This window comes from Streptomyces sp. NBC_00400, assembly GCF_036048035.1.
GTDB lineage: Bacteria > Actinomycetota > Actinomycetes > Streptomycetales > Streptomycetaceae > Streptomyces.
In genome coordinates, this window is the sequence record NZ_CP107940.1 from 6,786,985 (window position 1) to 6,803,522 (window position 16,538).

Consider the following 16,538-nt stretch of genomic DNA (forward strand, 5'->3'; position numbering starts at 1 on the left):
GCCGTGGGCGCGGCGGGCACCGCCAGATCCGCTTGCATGTTCGGCCGGCGAACGCAAGACCGCCTTTCCGGCCAGACCTCTGGTCCCGCTCGTAGACGGAACATCCGTCCGGTTAGGCTCATGGCATGCATGCATGGCCCGCTTCTGAGGTCCCCGCCCTGCCTGGCCAGGGCCGCGACCTGAGGATCCACGACACCGCGACCGGCGGACGGGTAACCCTCGACCCCGGTCCCGTCGCCCGTATCTACGTCTGCGGCATCACGCCGTACGACGCCACCCACATGGGGCACGCGGCGACCTACAACGCGTTCGACCTGGTTCAGCGCGTGTGGCTCGACACGAAGCGCCAGGTTCACTACGTGCAGAACGTCACCGATGTCGACGATCCGCTGCTGGAGCGGGCCGTTGCCACCGGCGACGACTGGACGGCGCTCGCCGAGCGTGAGACCGCCCTCTTCCGCGAGGACATGACGGCCCTGCGGATGCTGCCGCCCCGCCAGTACATAGGCGCCGTCGAGTCGATACCCGGCATCGTCCCGCTGGTGGAGCGGCTGCGCGACGCCGGCGCCGCCTACGAGCTGGACGGTGACACCTACTTCTCCGTGGAGGCCGACCCGCACTTCGGCGAGGTCTCCGGGCTGGACGCCGAGGCGATGCGGCTGCTGTCCGCCGAGCGCGGCGGCGACCCCGAGCGCGAGGGCAAGAAGAACCCGCTCGACCCGATGCTGTGGATGGCCGCCCGCGACGGCGAGCCGAGCTGGGACGGCGGCTCGCTGGGCCGCGGCCGGCCCGGCTGGCACATCGAGTGTGTCGCCATCGCGCTGGACCACCTCGGCATGGGCTTCGACATCCAGGGCGGCGGCTCCGACCTCGCCTTCCCGCACCACGAGATGGGCGCCTCGCACGCCCAGGCGCTCACCGGCGAGCACCCCTTCGCCAAGGCGTATGTGCACGCCGGGATGGTGGCCCTGAACGGCGAGAAGATGTCCAAGTCCAAGGGCAACCTCGTCTTCGTCTCCGCGGAGCGGCGAGGCGGCACCGACCCGGCCGCGATCCGTCTGGCGCTGCTCGCGCACCACTACCGCGCCGACTGGGAGTGGACCGACGCGGTGCTGGAGGAGGCCGTGGAGCGGCTGGCGCGCTGGCGTGCCGCGGTCTCCCGTCCCGACGGCCCGTCCGCCGACGCCCTCCTGGAGGAGATCCGTACGGCGCTGGCCGACGACCTCGACTCCCCGGCGGCCCTCGCGGCCGTGGACCGCTGGGCCGCGGCGCAGGAGTCCGGCGGCGGCAGTGACGAGGGCGCTCCCGGCCTCGTCTCCCGTGCGGTCGACGCACTGCTCGGCGTGGCCCTGTAACCACCTGCCGCACCCGTCCTCAGGGGCGCCTTCGCCGACCGGCGGGGGCGCCCCTCTTGTCACGGTTCTTGCGCGCCCGTCGGCCGGCGGGCGCGCAGAAATCCAGCAACCCGGACCGAGAGTCCATGGTGGCGCGGCCCGGGCGCGGACTAGAGCTGCGGGCATGAGGAAACCAACAGGACTGCGGGTGGCGGTCGTTGCCGCGCTGCTCGGACTCGTGGCCGCAATCGCGGGGCCGGCGGGCAGCGTACGGGCGGACGGCCGTGCACCCGGCCGGACCGTCGGCGACATCACCGGCTTCGCCGCGGACGGGCCCGTCTACCATCTGCACGCGGGCCCGGCCGAGGCACGCGTCAGCTTTGTGACGGACCGGACCTTCCGCATCGAACTCGCCCCGGACGGCACCTTCACCGACCCGACCGGCAAGGACATCGTGCTGCCCCAGGGCGCACCGCCCGCCACCCACTGGCGGGACGCCGGTGACGCCTACGAACTCAGCACCTCGCAGGTCACCCTGAAGGCATTCAAGGCGCCGCTCCGCTTCGAACTGCGGCGGGCCGACGGCTCGTTGGTGTGGTCCGAGGCGAAGGGGCTGAGCTGGGACGACACGACCACCACCCAGACCCTGGCGCGGGGCGGCGACGAGCAGTTCTACGGCGCCGGGATGCAGAACGGGCGCGGCAACACCTCACACCGCGGCCACACCGTCGAGGTCGGCGTCGACTACCACTGGGACGACGGCGGACACCCCAACTCCGTCCCGTTCTACCTCTCCTCCGCGGGCTACGGGGTCTTCCGCAATACGTACGCGCCCAATACGTACACCTTCGACCAGCCGGTGACGACGCGCGCGAAGGAACGGCGGTTCGACGCCTATTACTTCGCCGGGCCGAGCGCCAAGGACGTCATCGGCCAGTACACCTCGCTGACCGGCAAGCCCTTCCTGCCGCCGCTGTACGGCCTGGAGATCGGTGATTCGGACTGCTATCTGCACAATGCGAACCGGGGGGAGCGGCACACCCTCGACGCCCTGAAGGTCGCCGACGGCTACACCGCGCACGACCTTCCCAACGGCTGGATGCTGGTCAACGACGGCTACGGCTGCGGCTACGAGAACCTGGCCGGGACCTCCCAGGGCCTCGGTGAGCGGAAGATGAAGCTGGGGCTGTGGACCGAGGACGGCATCGGCAAGCTCGCCGACCAGGTCAAGGCGGGCCAGCGGATCGCCAAACTCGATGTCGCCTGGGTGGGCGACGGCTACAAATTCGCCCTGGACGGCTGCAAGGACGCCTACAAGGGCATCGAGGACAACAGCGATGCCCGGGGCTTCACCTGGGCCCCCGAGAGCTGGTCGGGCGCACAGCGCTGCGGGGTCCAGTGGTCCGGTGACCAGAGCGGCACCTGGGACTACATCCGCTGGCAGATACCCACCTACGCGGGTGCGACGATGTCCGGACTCGCCTACACGACCGGCGATGTGGACGGCATCTTCGGCGGCAGCCCCCGGACCTACGTCCGCGACCTGCAGTGGAAGTCCTTCCTCCCGGCGATGATGACGATGGACGGCTGGGCGGACAGCGACAAACAGCCCTACCGCCAGGGCGAGCCCTACACCTCCATCAACCGGAAGTACCTGAAGCTCAAGGAGTCGCTGCTGCCGTACATGTACTCCTACGCGGCCGAGGCGGCCCGGACCGGCGTGGGGCCGGTGCGGCCGTTGTCGCTCGAATACCCCGACGACCCGAAGGCCGCCACCGACGCCGCCAAGTACGAGTTCCTGACCGGCGAGGACTTCCTCGTGGCGCCCGTCTACCAGGACACCGGCACCCGCGACGGCATCTACCTCCCGAAGGGCACCTGGGTCGACTACTGGACCGGCCGCACCTACCGGGGACCGGCCACTCTCGACGGCTACAGCGCACCCCTGGACACCCTGCCGCTCTTCGTCAAGGCCGGTGCCGCCGTGCCCATGTGGCCGGGCATCAGGTCCTATCAGGACCGGACGGCACATGCGCCGCTCGCCTGGGACGTCTACCCGCAGGGCCGTTCCTCGTTCACCCTCTACGAGGACGACGGGGTGACCCGCGCGCACCGGGACGGCAGCAGCGCCACCCAGCGGGTGCAGGTGGCGGCACCGCGCTCCGGCGGCGGCGAGGTACGGATCGGCGTCGGCGCCTTGCGGGGCGCGTTCCGGGGCAAGCAGACGGCCCGGCCGTACCGCTTCACCGTGCACACCGGGGACGCGCCGCGCGGTGTCACCCTGGACGGCCGTCCGCTGCGGCGGCTGCCGTCCGCGGGCGCGTTCGAGGCGGCGGACGAGGGCTGGTTCCACGACCCCGCCGACCGCGCGGGCGTCGTCCGGATCAAGACCGCCTCCCGCCCCACCGGCCGCGCGTTCACCCTGGTGCTGAAGGGCGCGAGCGCGGTCGGCGGCCGGACCCCGGGCGCGACGGTCGCGGTGGCCACGCCGGGCGGCCAGGAAGTGACCAAGGGCGTGCCGACGGCCGTGCGGACGGCGCTCACCGCGGGCACCCGTGCGGCACACGAGGTGTCGGTGTCCCTGTCCGCGCCCAAGGGCTGGACCGTCTCGGCGCCGGTGCGCCATGCGCGGCTCGCCGCCGGAACCACCCGGCGCGACGCGCTGACGCTCACCGCGCCCCGCGACGCCAGGAGCGCGGACCCGGTCACCGTCACCGCGACCGTCCGCTACCGCTCGGCCGGTGCGCCGCGGACGGCGGTGCACCGCTTCGAGGTACGGGCCGTACCGCCGGCGCCCGCCGCCGACACCTGGGCGAGCGATCTGGAGTGGCTGAGCCAGGCCAATGGCTACGGGCCGGCCGAACGGGACCGCAGCAACGGCGAGTCGGGGGCGGCGGACGGCCATCCGCTCACCCTCGCCGGGAAGACGTACGGCAAGGGCATCGGGACGCACGCCGACTCGGACCTGGAGTTCTTCACCGGCGGGCGCTGTACGTCCTTCACCGCGGACGCCGGGATCGACGACGAGATCGCGGACTACGGGCAGGCCGCCTTCTCGGTCGAGGGGGACGGCAAGGTGCTGTGGACCTCACCGAAAATGACCGGCACCTCGGCACCGGTGGCGGTGGACGTACCGCTCGGCGGGGTCCGGCACGTGCGCCTCAAGGTGACCGATACGGACGGCAAGAAGTCCGGCGATCACGGCGACTGGGCGGGGGCGCGTTTCCACTGCTCGGGGTGAGCAGGTGCTGCCCCTCCCGCCTCGGCGCGAGGGGCAGCACGGGGCGCTCAGCTTCCGGCGTCCTCCGGGCCGTCCTCCGGCCGCGCGGAGTCGGCGGAGTCCGAGCCTCCTGACGGGTCTGCCGACGGGCCGGGCTCGTCCCCGGAGCCCTTGGTGCCCTTGCCGGTGTCCTTCGGGCCGCCGCCCGTACCGGTGTCTTTCGGCCCCGCGGCGCTGTCGTCGCCGGGCTTCGGCTCCCGCGGCTCCTTGGACACCGGGCGGGGCGGGCGGCCGCGGCCGCCGGCGGAGTCGCGGAGGTAGGAGCTGTCGCGGCCGTCGGTGAGCCCGCCCTCGGTCGCGACACCGGGCGGGGCCTGCGGGTCACGGCGGCGCAGATAGCGCTCGAACTCGCGGGCGATGGCCTCGCCGGACGCCTCCGGCAGGTCCGCGGTGTCCCGCGCCTCCTCCAGCGACTGGACGTACTCGGCGACCTCGCTGTCCTCCGCCGCCAGCTGGTCCACGCCCAGCTGCCAGGCGCGCGCGTCCTCGCTCAGCTCACCGAGCGGGATACGGACGTCGAGGAGGTCTTCCAGGCGGTTGAGCAGCGCGAGGCTGGCCTTCGGGTTGGGCGGCTGGGACACATAGTGCGGCACCGCCGCCCACAGGCTCACCGCGGGAACGCCCGCGTGGGTGCAGGCCTCCTGGAGGATGCCGACGATGCCCGTCGGGCCCTCGTAGCGGGACTCCTCCAGGTCCAGGCGGCTCGCGAGTTCCGCGTCGGAGGTGACCCCGCTGACCGGCACCGGCCGGGTGTGCGGTGTGTCGCCGAGCAGCGAGCCCAGGACCACCAGCATCTCCACGCCCAACTCATGGGCGAAGCCGAGGATTTCGTTGCAGAACGAGCGCCAGCGCATACTGGGCTCGATACCGCGGACCAGGACGAGATCGCGGGTCCGCCCCTTGCCGTTCTTGTCGCCGACGCGGACGACGGAGAGGCGGGTCGTCGGCCAGGTGATCTTGCGTACGCCGCCGTCCAGGAAGACGGTGGGGCGGTTCACCTGGAAGTCGTAGTAGTCCTCCGCGTCCAGCGCGGCGAAGACCTCGCCCTTCCACTCCCGGTCCAGATGCGCGACCGCGGCGGAGGCGGCGTCGCCGGCGTCGTTCCAGCCTTCGAACGCGGCCACCATGACCGGGTCGATCAGCTCGGGCACCCCCTCGAGCTCGATCACCCAGCGCCTCCTTCCGACCGGTCCGGCCACCTGGGGCGGCCGCCGGCAGCAGTTCCATTTGCGTGCGTTCCCCAGACTACGGCGTCCGTGGTGCCGGTTCGCAGCCCCTTTGCGTGAGGGGGCCGAGATTCATCCGATCTGTTGCCGGGGGCGTTCGGTCAACTTCCGTACAGGGTCTGGACGGTGCCCGACGCGCGGGTCTATACATCGGATGACCGGGAAAGGTCCGATGTTCTTCCGCAACATCTCAGGGGGCATGCCCATGGCTGCGGCCGACACCGTCACCGGGTTCGAGGTCCACGACATCCGCTTCCCCACCTCGGAGCAGCGTGACGGCTCGGACGCCATGAACCCGGACCCCGACTACTCCGCCGCCTATGTCGTGCTGCACACCGGCAGCGGACCGCGGGGCCACGGCCTCTGCTTCACGATAGGGCGCGGCAACGATGTCATGGCAGCCGCGATCCGGTCCCTCGCCCCGTACGTCGTCGGCCGCCCCGTACCCACCACTGCCGCCGCTCTCGCCGCACTTCACCACGACCTCACCCATGACTCCCAGCTGCGCTGGCTCGGCCCCGAGAAGGGCGTGATGCAGATGGCGGCCGGCGCCGTGGTCAACGCCGCCTGGGACCTGGCCGCCGCCCGGGCGGGCCTGCCGGTGTGGGAGTTCCTTGCCGCGCTGACGCCCGAGGAGCTGGTCTCCCTCGTCGACTTCCGCTATCTCTCCGACGCCCTCACCCCGGCCGAGGCACTGGCGATCCTGCGTGCCGCGGCGCCCGGCCGGGCCGAGCGCGCCGCCCGCCTCAAGGCCGAGGGCTACCCCGCGTACACCACCTCGCCCGGCTGGCTCGGCTACGACGACGGCAAGCTGGTGCGGCTGGCGAAGGAGGCGGTGGCCGAGGGCTTCGGCCAGATCAAGCTGAAGGTGGGCGCCGACCTCGACGACGACAAGCGGCGGATGCGGCTGGCGAGGGACGCGGTCGGCCCCGGCGTACGGATCGCCGTCGACGCCAACCAGCGCTGGGACGTGGCCGAGGCGGTGCGCTGGATGACCGCGCTCGCGCCGTACGCCCCCCACTGGATCGAGGAACCGACCAGCCCGGACGACGTCCTGGGGCATGCCGCGGTGCGCTCCGGCCAGCCCGTCAAGGTCGCCACCGGCGAGCACGTCGCCAACCGGGTGGTCTTCAAACAGCTGCTGCAGGCCGGCGCCGTGGACTTCGTCCAGATCGACGCGGCACGGGTGGCCGGGGTCAACGAGAACCTGGCGATCCTCCTGCTGGCCGCGAAGTACGGCGTGCCGGTGTGCCCGCACGCCGGCGGGGTCGGGCTGTGCGAGCTGGTGCAGCATCTGGCGATGTTCGACTACGTGGCGGTGTCCGGGAGTTGGGAGGACCGGGTGATCGAGTACGTCGACCATCTGCACGACCACTTCAGCGATCCCGTCGTCGTCGAGCGCGGCCGCTACCGCGCCCCGGCCGCACCCGGATTCTCGGCCCGGATGAAACCGGCATCGATCGCCGCCCACCGCTTCCCCGACGGGCCGGTGTGGCGCGCCCGCCGCTCCCCGCACACTCGGCATGGCGAACAGGAGGTCTCCGCATGAGTTCCGCACCGCTGAGTTCCGCACCGCACCACGCCCGGCCGCCCGCCGACTTCGCGGGGATGGCCGCGCTCGTCACCGGCGGCGGCTCCGGCATCGGGGCGGCCACCGCGGCCCTGCTGCTGGCGCGCGGCGCCAAGGTCGCCGTCCTGGACCGGGACCCCTCCGGCGCGCCCCCCGGGACGATCCCGGTCACGGCCGATGTCACCTCCGACGACGCGGTACGCGCCGCCGTCGGCGAAGCGGTGGGGGAGTTGGGCGCCCTGCACACCCTCGTCGGCAACGCCGGCATCGGCGCCGTCGGCACGGTCGAGGACAACGACGACGCGGAGTGGGCCCGGGTCCTGGACGTGAACGTGCTGGGCCTGGTGCGCACCGCCCGCGCCGCGCTCCCGGCGCTGCGCCGCACCGCGGCCGGCGCCCCGGGCCGGGTCTCCCTCACCCACACCTGTTCCATCGCCGCCACCGCCGGCCTGCCGCAGCGCGCGCTCTACAGCGCCGCCAAGGGCGCGGTCCTCTCGCTGACCCTCGCGATGGCCGCGGATCACCTCCGGGAGGGCATCCGCGTCAACTGCGTCAACCCGGGCACCACCGACACCCCGTGGGTCGGCCGGCTGCTGGACCGGGCCGACGACCCGGCCGCCGAACGCGCCGCCCTCAACGCCCGCCAGCCGATGGGCCGGATGGTCACCGCGGACGAAGTGGCCGCCGCCATCGCCTCCTTGGCGTCCCCGGCCGCCTCCGGCATCACCGGGACGGCGCTCGCCGTGGACGGGGGGATGCAGGGGCTGCGGCTGCGGCCCGCCACCTGACCGGTCACGACCCGCATCTGGCCACGCCCTGAATCCGGCCCGACCCGCATCCGGCCCGGCCCGTACAGCGCCCCGCACCAGCCGCACACCACGACCGAGGGACCACCCATGAGACTGCGTACGACCGGCGCGGCGGCCTGTGCCGCGCTGCTCGCCACCGCCGCGCTCGCCGGCTGCAACCGCGGCAGCGACGCCGCGGGCGGCAGGATCGGCATCGATATGCCCCGTACGGACACCGACTTCTGGAACTCCTACCAGCAGTACCTCGAAAAGGACCTGGACCACGGCGGACCGGCCGCGCTGCCGCTGTCCAACTCGCAGAACGACATCGCCAAGGTCGTCTCCAATGTGCAGGCGCTGACCGACCAGGGCGCCAAGGCCATCGTCATGGCGCCGCAGGACACCGGGGCCGTCGCCGAAGCGCTGCGGCGCCTGGCGGAGAAGAAGATCCCGGTGGTGAGCGTCGACACCCGCCCCGACGAGGGCAAGGTCTACATGGTCGTACGTGCCGACAACCGCGCCTACGGCGAGAAGTCCTGCGACTACCTCGGCAGGAAACTCGGCGGCAAGGGGCGGGTCGCCGAACTCCAGGGCGACCTCAGCTCGATCAACGGGCGGGACCGCTCCGAGGCCTTCGCAGCCTGCATGAAGAAGAAGTTCCCGAAGATCACCGTGCACGAGCTGGCCACCGACTGGAAGGGCGAGGTCGCCTCCGGCAAGCTGCAGAGCCTGCTCGCCCAGCACCCGGACGTGGGCGGCATCTACCTGCAGGCCGGCGGCGCCTTCCTGCAGCCGACGCTCGCCCTCCTGCAACAGAAGAAGCTCCTGCGGCCGGCCGGCACCGACGGGCACATCACCATCATCTCCAACGACGGCATCCCGGACGAACTGGACGCGATCCGCGCCGGAAAGATCGACGCCACCCTCTCCCAGCCCGCCGACCTCTACGCCAAGTACGCGCTGTACTACGCCGAGGCCGGCCTGGAGGGCAAGACCTTCACGCCGGGCCCCACCGGCCACGGCTCGACCATCGTGAAGATCAAGAACGGTCTGGAGGACCAGCTGCCGGCGCCCCTGGTCACCAAGGACACCGTCGACGACAAGAAGCTGTGGGCCAACCAGCTCGAGAAGAAGAAGTAGCGGTGGCGGCGGACGAGACGATGTCCGGCCGGACCGCGGCGGCACACGGGACCGGGCCGGCGGCGAACGGGCCCGCGGCGGCGGTGCACGCCGAGGGGATCGTCAAGCGCTACGGTCCCACCGTCGCCCTCGACGGCGCCCGGCTGACCGTACGCCCCGGAGAGGCGCACGCCCTCGTCGGCCGTAACGGCGCGGGCAAATCCACCCTGGTCTCCGTACTGACCGGCATGACCCGCCCGGACGCCGGGCGGGTCACCTTCGGCGGCGCGCCCGCGCCCGGCTGGGGCGACACCGCCGCCTGGCAGCGCAAGGCCGCCTGCGTCCACCAGAAGTCGATGACGGTGCCGGAGCTGACCGTCGCGGAGAACCTTTACCTGGGCCGCTTCCAGGGCGGGCACACCATCCGCTGGCGGGCGCTGCGCGAGAGGGCCCGCGAAGTGCTCGCCGGGTACGGCGTCGAGGTCGACCCGGCCGCCCGGATCAAGGAACTCGGCGTCGAGCAGCGGCAGTTCGTGGAGATCGCCCGCGCGCTGTCCTTCGGCGCCCGGCTGATCATCCTCGATGAGCCCACCGCCCGGCTGGACGCCGCCGGCATCGACCGGCTCTTCGGCAAGCTGCGGGAGCTGCGCGACCGGGGAGTGGCCTTCCTGTTCATCTCCCACCACCTCCAGGAGGTCCACGAGCTGTGCGACACCGTCACCGTCTTCCGTGACGCCCGGCATGTGCTGACCGCGCCCGTCCCGGGGCTGGCCAAGGACACGCTGGTGGCGGCGATGACGGGCGAGGAGGCGGGCCCCGCGCGCCGGCCGCGGACGGCCGCGCGCCCGCCCGGCGAGCCGGTGCTGCGCACCCGGGGGCTGGCCGCCGCAGGGCACTTCGCGCCGCTCGACCTGACCGTACGGGCCGGCGAGGTGGTGGGACTCGCGGGCGCCACGGCCAGCGGCAACACCGCGATCGGCCGGACGCTGGCGGGGCTGCGGGCCCCCGACGGCGGCCGGATCACGGTGCGCGGGCGGCCGGTCCGTACGGGCAGCGTGCCGCACGCCCTCGCCGCGGGGATCGGCTATGTGCCCGAGGACCGGCACCGCGAAGGGCTCGTTCCGGGCCGCAGCGTCGCCGAGAACGCCACCCTCACCGTCGCCGGCCGGCTCGGGCCGATGGGCACCGTACTGCCCTCCCGGACCCGCGCGTTCGCCCGCCGGATGATCGCGGCGCTGGACATCCGGACCACCGGGCCCGGCCAGCCGGTGTCCGGGCTCTCCGGCGGCAACCAGCAGAAGGTCGTGATCGCCCGTGCGCTGGCCCGCGAGCCCGCCGTGCTGGTCGCCGTCCGGCCCGCCAACGGCGTCGACGTCAAGTCCAAGGACGCGCTGCTGGGCGTCGTACGGGAGGTCGCGGACAGCGGCAGCGGCGCCCTGATCGTCTCCGACGAACTGGACGATCTGCGGATCTGCGACCGGGTGCTGACGCTCTTCCACGGCCGGGTGACCGCCGAATTCGCCGCCGGCTGGCGCGATCACGAACTCGTCGCCGCGATGGAGGGCATGCCGGCCGGCGCCGTCGAGGACGCCGGGGCCGCCCCGTCCGGCACGGGCCGCGACCCCGCGCCCGGGGCCCGGAACACGCACGGAACGGAAGGGACCGCGCCATGACCGAGACCGTATCGCCGCCGACCACCGACGTGGCACGGCGCCCACCGCGCCGCCGGCCCCGGATCGATCCGGCCCGCTGGCGGGATCTCTCCCTGGTGCCGGTGATCTTCGTGCTGGGCGTCATCGGCTTCATCGTGTCGCCCGCGTTCCTCACCCAGGACAACCTCGTCGGCGTCATCCAGCAGTCCACGGAGCTGGGCCTGCTGGTGCTCGGCGAGGCGCTCATCCTCGTCAGCGGGCGGATGGACCTGTCGCTGGAGTCCACCATCGGCCTGGCACCGGTGGTCGCCCTGTGGCTGGTGATGCCCGCACACGGCGGCCGCTTCGCCGGGCTGGAACTCCTCCCCGCCTGGACGGCGGTCCCGCTCTGCCTGGCCGTGGGCGCGGCGATCGGCGCCGCCAACGGCTTCCTCATCCTCACCCTGCGGGTCAACGGCTTCATCGCCACGCTCGGCATGCTCACCATGCTCCGCGGCCTCCAGGTGGGCCTCTCGGAGGGCCGGTCCATCGGCAATGTCCCGGCGTCCTTCGCCTACTTGGGCCAGGCCGACTGGCTGGGCATCCCGGCCGCCGTCTGGATCTGCCTCGCCCTCTTCGCGCTCGGCGGCGCGGCCCTCGGCTACCTCCGGCACGGGCGGGCGCTGTACGCCATCGGCGGCAACCCGGAGGCGGCCCGCGCGGCCGGCATCCGGGTGGACCGCCTCACCTGGATAGTGCTGACCGTCGGCGGAGTGCTCGCCGCCTTTGCGGGCATCCTCTACACCGGCCACTACGGCGCGGTCTCCGCGAGCCAGGGCAACGGCTGGATCTTCCAGGTCTTCGCCGCCGCGGTGATCGGCGGCATCAGCCTCAAGGGCGGCCGGGGCACCCTCTTCGGCGCGCTCACCGGCGTCCTCACGCTCCAGCTCGTCATCAACGTCATGACACTGGGCGGCGTGCCACCGCTGTGGACCCAGTTCCTCAACGGCATGATCATCATCATCGCGCTGGTCATCTCCCGGTTCGCCGGCGGCGAGAAGCAGGACTGAGGCCCGCCGTGCACTGTCCCCCGCAGGGGCCGAGGGAGCTGGGACGGACCGGTGTCACCGTCCCGCCCCTGGGCCTGGGCTGCGCACCGCTCGGCAACCTCTACCGCGCCATCCCCGACGAGCAGGCGCAGCGCGTCGTCCACACCGCCCTCGCCACCGGCGCCGGCTACTTCGACACCGCCCCGCACTACGGCGTGGGCCTGTCCGAGGAACGCCTCGGCCGGGCGCTGTGCGGCCGCGACCGCACCGCCTACACCCTCTCCACCAAGGTCGGCCGCCGGCTGCGGCCGCTCGCACCGGGGGAGCGGCCGGACGGCGAGGGCTTTGTGGACACCCCCGCCCGGGCCCGGGTACGGGACCTCTCCCGCGACGGTATCCGCGCCACGCTGGACGCGTCCCTGCAGCGGCTCGGCGTGGACGCCGTCGACATCGTCTACCTCCACGACGTGGAGGACCAGTTGCGGGAGGTGTACGAGACCGGCTTCCCCGCCCTTGCCGAGCTGCGCGCCGAGCGCAGGGTGCGCGCCATCGGCTTCGGCATGAACCACAGCGGTCTGCTGGCCCGCCTGGTCGCCGACCTGGATGTGGACGTGGTGCTCTGCGCCGGCCGCTGGACCCTGCTGGAGCGCACCGCCTTCGACGATCTGCTGCCGGAGTGCGAGCGCCGCGGCACCTCCGTGGTCGTCGGCGGCGTCTACAACTCCGGTCTGCTGGCCGACCCGTCACCCGGCGCGCCCTACAACTACGCGCCCGCGCCGCCCGCCCTCCTCGACCGGGCGCGTCAACTCGACGCCGTCTGCGCACAGTTCGACATTCCCCTCAAGGCCGCCGCGCTCCGGTTCCCCTTCGGGCACCGTGCCGTCGCCTCCGCCGTCGTCGGTGCCGCCGGGCCTGAGGAGATGGCCGAGAATGCCGCGCTGTTCACCCGTCACATCCCGGACGAGCTGTGGCATACGCTCGTCGCCCGCGGCCTGCTCGACCCCGATCTGCCGCTGCCCTTGCAGGACTGAGCCCGATGACGCCGATGCCGATGCCGACGACCCCGGGCCCGACGGCCCGAGCCCGCCGCACCCGACCCCGGAGCGCGCCCCTGATGCGTATCGACGCCCACCACCATCTGTGGGATCCGACCCGGCGCGAGCAGCCGTGGATGGACGGGCCGTGGGCCGATCCCATCCGCCGCGGCTATGCGCTGAGCGACCTCACCCCGCATCTGGCCGCGCACGGCCTCGACGGCACGATCCTCGTCCAGTCGTCGTCCTCGTACGAGGAGACCGCCGAACTGCTCACCCTCGCGGCGGGGGAGGGGCCGGTGGCCGGCGTCGTCGGCTGGGCCGACCTGCGCGACCCGGCGCTCGCCGAAGTCCTCGCGGCGCTGCCCGCCGGACTGGTGGGCATCCGGCACCAGGTACAGGACGAACCGGATCCCGACTGGCTCCTTGGTCCGGACGTGCTCCGGGGCCTGGCCATCGTGGCCGACGCCGGGCTGGTCTACGACCTGCTGGTCACCCCGCGCGAACTGCCCGCCGCGCACGCCGCCGTACGCGCCGTGCCCCAGCTGGCCTTCGTGCTGGACCACGCCGCCAAACCGGCGGTCGCGACGGGGGAGTGGCAGCCCTGGGCCGACGCCCTCACCGCGCTCGCCGGGCCGGCGAACGTCAGCTGCAAACTGTCCGGGCTGGTCACCGAGGCCGACTGGGACGCCTGGCGGCCGCAGCAGATCCTGCCCTATGCCCGGCACGTCCTGGAGGCCTTCGGTCCGGGCCGGGTGATGTTCGGCTCCGACTGGCCGGTGTGCACGCTGGCGGCCGGCTACGAAGACGTCGTGGCGCTCGCGGAGTCGGCGACCGCCCACCTCGGCCCGGCGGAACGGTCGGACGTCTTCGGGGGAACGGCGGGGCGGGTGTACGGCGTCGGGACGCCGGCCGGGCAGGAGTCGCCGGGCCGCTGAACCGCGTCCGGATCCCACCCGCCGCGGGGCGGCAACCGCCGGGCGGCACCGGCCTTCACAGCGACGCGCGCAGCCACTGCTCCACACTGGCGATATGCACCGTCGCCCACGCCCGCGCCGCCTCCGCGTCCCGGTCGCGCAGCGCGCCGAGGATCGCGTGGTGCTCGGTGAGGGTGCGGGCCACCGCGTCCTTCTGCGTCAGCCCCCGCCAGATCCTGGCCCGGGTGGTCGGCCCGGACAGCCCGTCCAGCAGTGAGCAGAGCACGGAGTTGCCGGACGCCGCGACGATCCCGCGGTGGAACTCCAGATCGCAGGCGACCAGGTCCTCCACCGAAGGACTCGGCCCCAGCGCGTTCAACTGGGCCTCCAGGGCGTTCAGTTCCTCCAGGCCGATCCGGCCGGCCGCCATGGCCGTGGCGGCCGGCTCCAGGATCCGGCGGACGGCAAGGAACTCCAGCACGGTGTCATCGCGGTGGAAGTCCACCACGAAGCTCATGGCCTCCAGCAGGAGTTGCGGATCGAGGCTGGTGACATACGTACCGTCGCCCTGGCGCACGTCCAGGATGCGGATCAGGGAGAGCGCGCGGACCGCCTCGCGCAGCGAGTTGCGGGACAGGCCGAGCTCGGCCGCCAGCTCACTCTCCTTCGGCAGCCGGTCACCCGGCCGCAGCGCGCCGGAGACGATCATGCCCTTGATCTTCTCGATGGCCTCGTCGGTGACCGCCATGCCGACCTCCCCGTTCGCACCCGCCCGGATACCGCCGCCCGGATGCCGTCACAGACATCCGATGTCTGGGCCCATTATGGCCCGGTACGCCGCCCCCGTCCGCTCCCGTACGCGGCTTAGCCCATGGATACGACGGAGGGGGCGGCCCCGTGAACCGCCCCCTCGTCCTGCGCTGTACGTCACCGTGAGGCGCCGTCAGCTCCCCGGCCGCCGTCCGGCAGCGGCCGTGTGCCGCCGTCAGCCGGCCAGCATGTCCTTGACCTTGGTCCGCACGTCCTCCGTGTCCAGGCCGCGGATCATCAGCGTGGTGCGGCGGCGCAGCACATCGTCGACCGTCTCGGCCCACTCGTTGTCCCGCGCGTAGGCGACCTGCGCCCAGATCTCCGGCGCGTCCGGGTGGATGCGCTCGGCCAGCGCCGGGTTCTCGTTCGCCAGCCGGGCGATGTCGAAGGACAGCGAACCGTAGTGGGTGGCGAGGTGCCGCGCGGTCTCCGGGGCCATCCGCGGACCGGGCGTACCGCCGTCGACGAGCAGCCGGTGCGCCACCGCGTTCGGGTTGGCGATACCGGGCAGCGGGAGCTTCTTGGGCAGGTGCGCGATCGGCTCCATGTCCTCGGCCAGCGGGTGGCCGGGGAGCGCGGCGAGCTTGTTCATGACCGTACGGCCGATGTGCCGGAAGGTCGTCCACTTGCCGCCGGCCACCGACAGCATGCCGCCGCTGCCCTCGGTGACGACCGTCTCGCGCTTGGCCTTGGAGGTGTCGCCGGGGCCGCCGGGCAGCACCCGCAGACCCGCGAAGGAGTAGGTGATCAGATCACGCGACAGCTGCTGGTCGCGGACGGAGAAGGCCGCCTCGTCCAGGATCTGGGCGGTGTCCTTCTCGGTGACGGAGACATCCGCCGGGTCGCCCTCGAACTCCTCGTCCGTGGTGCCCAGCAGCAGCATGTCCTCCCAGGGGAGGGCGAAGGTGATGCGGTACTTGTCGATCGGGGTGGCCAGCGCGGCCTTCCAGGGCGCGGTCCGCTTGAGGACCAGGTGCGCACCCTTCGACAGCCGGATGGAGGGGGCCGCGTTCGGGTCCTCCATCGTGCGCAGGTGGTCCACCCACGGGCCGGTGGCGTTGAGCACCAGGCGGGCGTTGACGCCGAACTCCTCGCCCTCCATCCGGTCCTTGAGCTCCGCACCGGTGACCCGGCCCTGGGTGAAGCGCAGGCCGGTGACCTCGGCGTGGTTGAGGACCGTGGCGCCGGCCTCGACCGCCGCACGGACGGTCATCAGGGCCATCCGGGAGTCGTTCATCTGGTCGTCGCCGTACACGGCCACGGCCTTGAGGTTGTCCGTCCGCAGCTCCGGCACGTCGCGCTGCGCCTTGGCCGGGGATATGACATGGCCGACGCCGTCGCCGAACGCGGACAGCGCCGAGTAGGCGAACACGCCCGCGCCGAGCTTGGCCGCACCGTGCGGGCCGCCCTTGTAGACGGGCAGGTAGAAGGTCAGGGGGTTGGCGAGGTGCGGTGCCACCTGGCGGGACACCGCACGCCGCTCGAAGTGGTTCTCCGCCACCAGCTTGACCGCGCCGGTCTGCAGGTAGCGCAGACCGCCGTGGAGCAGCTTGGAGGAGGCGGAGGAGGTGGCGCCGGCGAAGTCACCGGCGTCCACCAGGGCAACCCGCAGTCCGGCCTGGGCGGCGTGCCAGGCGGTGGAGATGCCCAGGATGCCGCCGCCGATCACCAGGAGGTCGTACGTCGCCTTGGAAAGCTGCTCCCGAGTCTCGGCGCGGCTCGCGTGCGAACCACTGGCCGGGTGCGTCCCGAGTGCCGGGGCGCTCTGCAGGGTGCTCAT

Annotated in this window: 12 protein-coding genes; 9 read left to right on the plus strand and 3 right to left on the minus strand. The window is 72.8% G+C overall.

Going from position 1 to position 16,538, the window contains the following annotated elements; all coding sequences use genetic code 11:
- The first annotated feature begins 125 nt into the window (after positions 1–125).
- Positions 126–1,355, plus strand: a complete 1,230-nt coding sequence (mshC, locus tag OHS81_RS29690; protein ID WP_328388271.1) for a cysteine--1-D-myo-inosityl 2-amino-2-deoxy-alpha-D-glucopyranoside ligase — start codon at positions 126–128, stop codon at positions 1,353–1,355.
- Positions 1,356–1,518: 163 nt separating this feature from the next.
- A complete protein-coding gene (locus OHS81_RS29695) occupies positions 1,519–4,575 on the plus strand; it encodes an NPCBM/NEW2 domain-containing protein (RefSeq protein ID WP_328388273.1) in 3,057 nt (1,018 codons plus the stop codon).
- Positions 4,576–4,622: 47 nt separating this feature from the next.
- Here the strand turns inward: OHS81_RS29695 and OHS81_RS29700 are convergent, their stop codons facing one another.
- The gene (locus OHS81_RS29700) at positions 4,623–5,783 is read right to left on the minus strand and encodes a PAC2 family protein (protein WP_328388275.1); all 1,161 of its coding nucleotides are present in this window, start codon (positions 5,781–5,783) and stop codon (positions 4,623–4,625) included.
- A 262-nt stretch (positions 5,784–6,045) separates the two neighbouring features.
- On the opposite strand from OHS81_RS29700, the gene OHS81_RS29705 reads away from it, so the two are divergent.
- The 7 genes from OHS81_RS29705 (at position 6,046) to OHS81_RS29735 (ending at position 13,969) form a co-directional block, all read left to right on the plus strand.
- Positions 6,046–7,389: an enolase C-terminal domain-like protein gene (locus OHS81_RS29705; RefSeq protein WP_328388277.1), complete on the plus strand. Its 1,344-nt coding sequence runs from the start codon at positions 6,046–6,048 to the stop codon at positions 7,387–7,389.
- On the plus strand, positions 7,386–8,198 hold the full coding sequence (locus OHS81_RS29710; RefSeq protein ID WP_328388279.1) for an SDR family NAD(P)-dependent oxidoreductase: 813 nt from the start codon (positions 7,386–7,388) through the stop codon (positions 8,196–8,198). The genes OHS81_RS29705 and OHS81_RS29710 overlap by 4 nt, the downstream gene beginning before the upstream one ends.
- A gap of 108 nt (positions 8,199–8,306) precedes the next feature.
- Complete coding sequence (locus OHS81_RS29715) at positions 8,307–9,338, plus strand: sugar ABC transporter substrate-binding protein (protein ID WP_328388281.1); 1,032 nt, start codon at positions 8,307–8,309, stop codon at positions 9,336–9,338.
- Between the two features lie 20 nt (positions 9,339–9,358).
- Entirely contained in the window at positions 9,359–10,990 is a 1,632-nt protein-coding gene (locus OHS81_RS29720) for a sugar ABC transporter ATP-binding protein (protein WP_328391512.1), read from the plus strand.
- Positions 10,987–12,018: an ABC transporter permease gene (locus OHS81_RS29725; protein ID WP_328388283.1), complete on the plus strand. Its 1,032-nt coding sequence runs from the start codon at positions 10,987–10,989 to the stop codon at positions 12,016–12,018. The genes OHS81_RS29720 and OHS81_RS29725 overlap by 4 nt, the downstream gene beginning before the upstream one ends.
- Positions 12,019–12,056: 38 nt before the next feature.
- On the plus strand, positions 12,057–13,028 hold the full coding sequence (locus tag OHS81_RS29730) for an aldo/keto reductase (RefSeq protein WP_443058877.1): 972 nt from the start codon (positions 12,057–12,059) through the stop codon (positions 13,026–13,028).
- A gap of 83 nt (positions 13,029–13,111) precedes the next feature.
- The gene (locus tag OHS81_RS29735; protein ID WP_328388287.1) at positions 13,112–13,969 is read left to right on the plus strand and encodes an amidohydrolase family protein; all 858 of its coding nucleotides are present in this window, start codon (positions 13,112–13,114) and stop codon (positions 13,967–13,969) included.
- Between the two features lie 55 nt (positions 13,970–14,024).
- Here the strand turns inward: OHS81_RS29735 and OHS81_RS29740 are convergent, their stop codons facing one another.
- Positions 14,025–14,696, minus strand: coding sequence for a FadR/GntR family transcriptional regulator (locus tag OHS81_RS29740; RefSeq protein WP_328388289.1), 672 nt, complete (start codon positions 14,694–14,696; stop codon positions 14,025–14,027).
- Between the two features lie 237 nt (positions 14,697–14,933).
- Positions 14,934–16,538, minus strand: a complete 1,605-nt coding sequence (locus tag OHS81_RS29745) for a glycerol-3-phosphate dehydrogenase/oxidase (protein ID WP_328388291.1) — start codon at positions 16,536–16,538, stop codon at positions 14,934–14,936.

Bases quoted from the DNA above. Each gene is read 5' to 3' on its own strand.
- OHS81_RS29720 (WP_328391512.1), top strand. From the start codon at position 9,359: ATGTCCGGCCGGACCGCGGCGGCACACGGGACCGGGCCGGCGGCGAAC.
- OHS81_RS29710 (WP_328388279.1), top strand. From the start codon at position 7,386: ATGAGTTCCGCACCGCTGAGTTCCGCACCGCACCACGCCCGGCCGCCC.
- OHS81_RS29735 (WP_328388287.1), top strand. From the start codon at position 13,112: ATGCGTATCGACGCCCACCACCATCTGTGGGATCCGACCCGGCGCGAG.
- mshC (WP_328388271.1), top strand. From the start codon at position 126: ATGCATGCATGGCCCGCTTCTGAGGTCCCCGCCCTGCCTGGCCAGGGC.
- OHS81_RS29745 (WP_328388291.1), bottom strand. From the start codon at position 16,538: ATGAGCACCCTGCAGAGCGCCCCGGCACTCGGGACGCACCCGGCCAGT.
- OHS81_RS29695 (WP_328388273.1), top strand. From the start codon at position 1,519: ATGAGGAAACCAACAGGACTGCGGGTGGCGGTCGTTGCCGCGCTGCTC.
- OHS81_RS29705 (WP_328388277.1), top strand. From the start codon at position 6,046: ATGGCTGCGGCCGACACCGTCACCGGGTTCGAGGTCCACGACATCCGC.
- OHS81_RS29715 (WP_328388281.1), top strand. From the start codon at position 8,307: ATGAGACTGCGTACGACCGGCGCGGCGGCCTGTGCCGCGCTGCTCGCC.
- OHS81_RS29725 (WP_328388283.1), top strand. From the start codon at position 10,987: ATGACCGAGACCGTATCGCCGCCGACCACCGACGTGGCACGGCGCCCA.
- OHS81_RS29740 (WP_328388289.1), bottom strand. From the start codon at position 14,696: ATGGCGGTCACCGACGAGGCCATCGAGAAGATCAAGGGCATGATCGTC.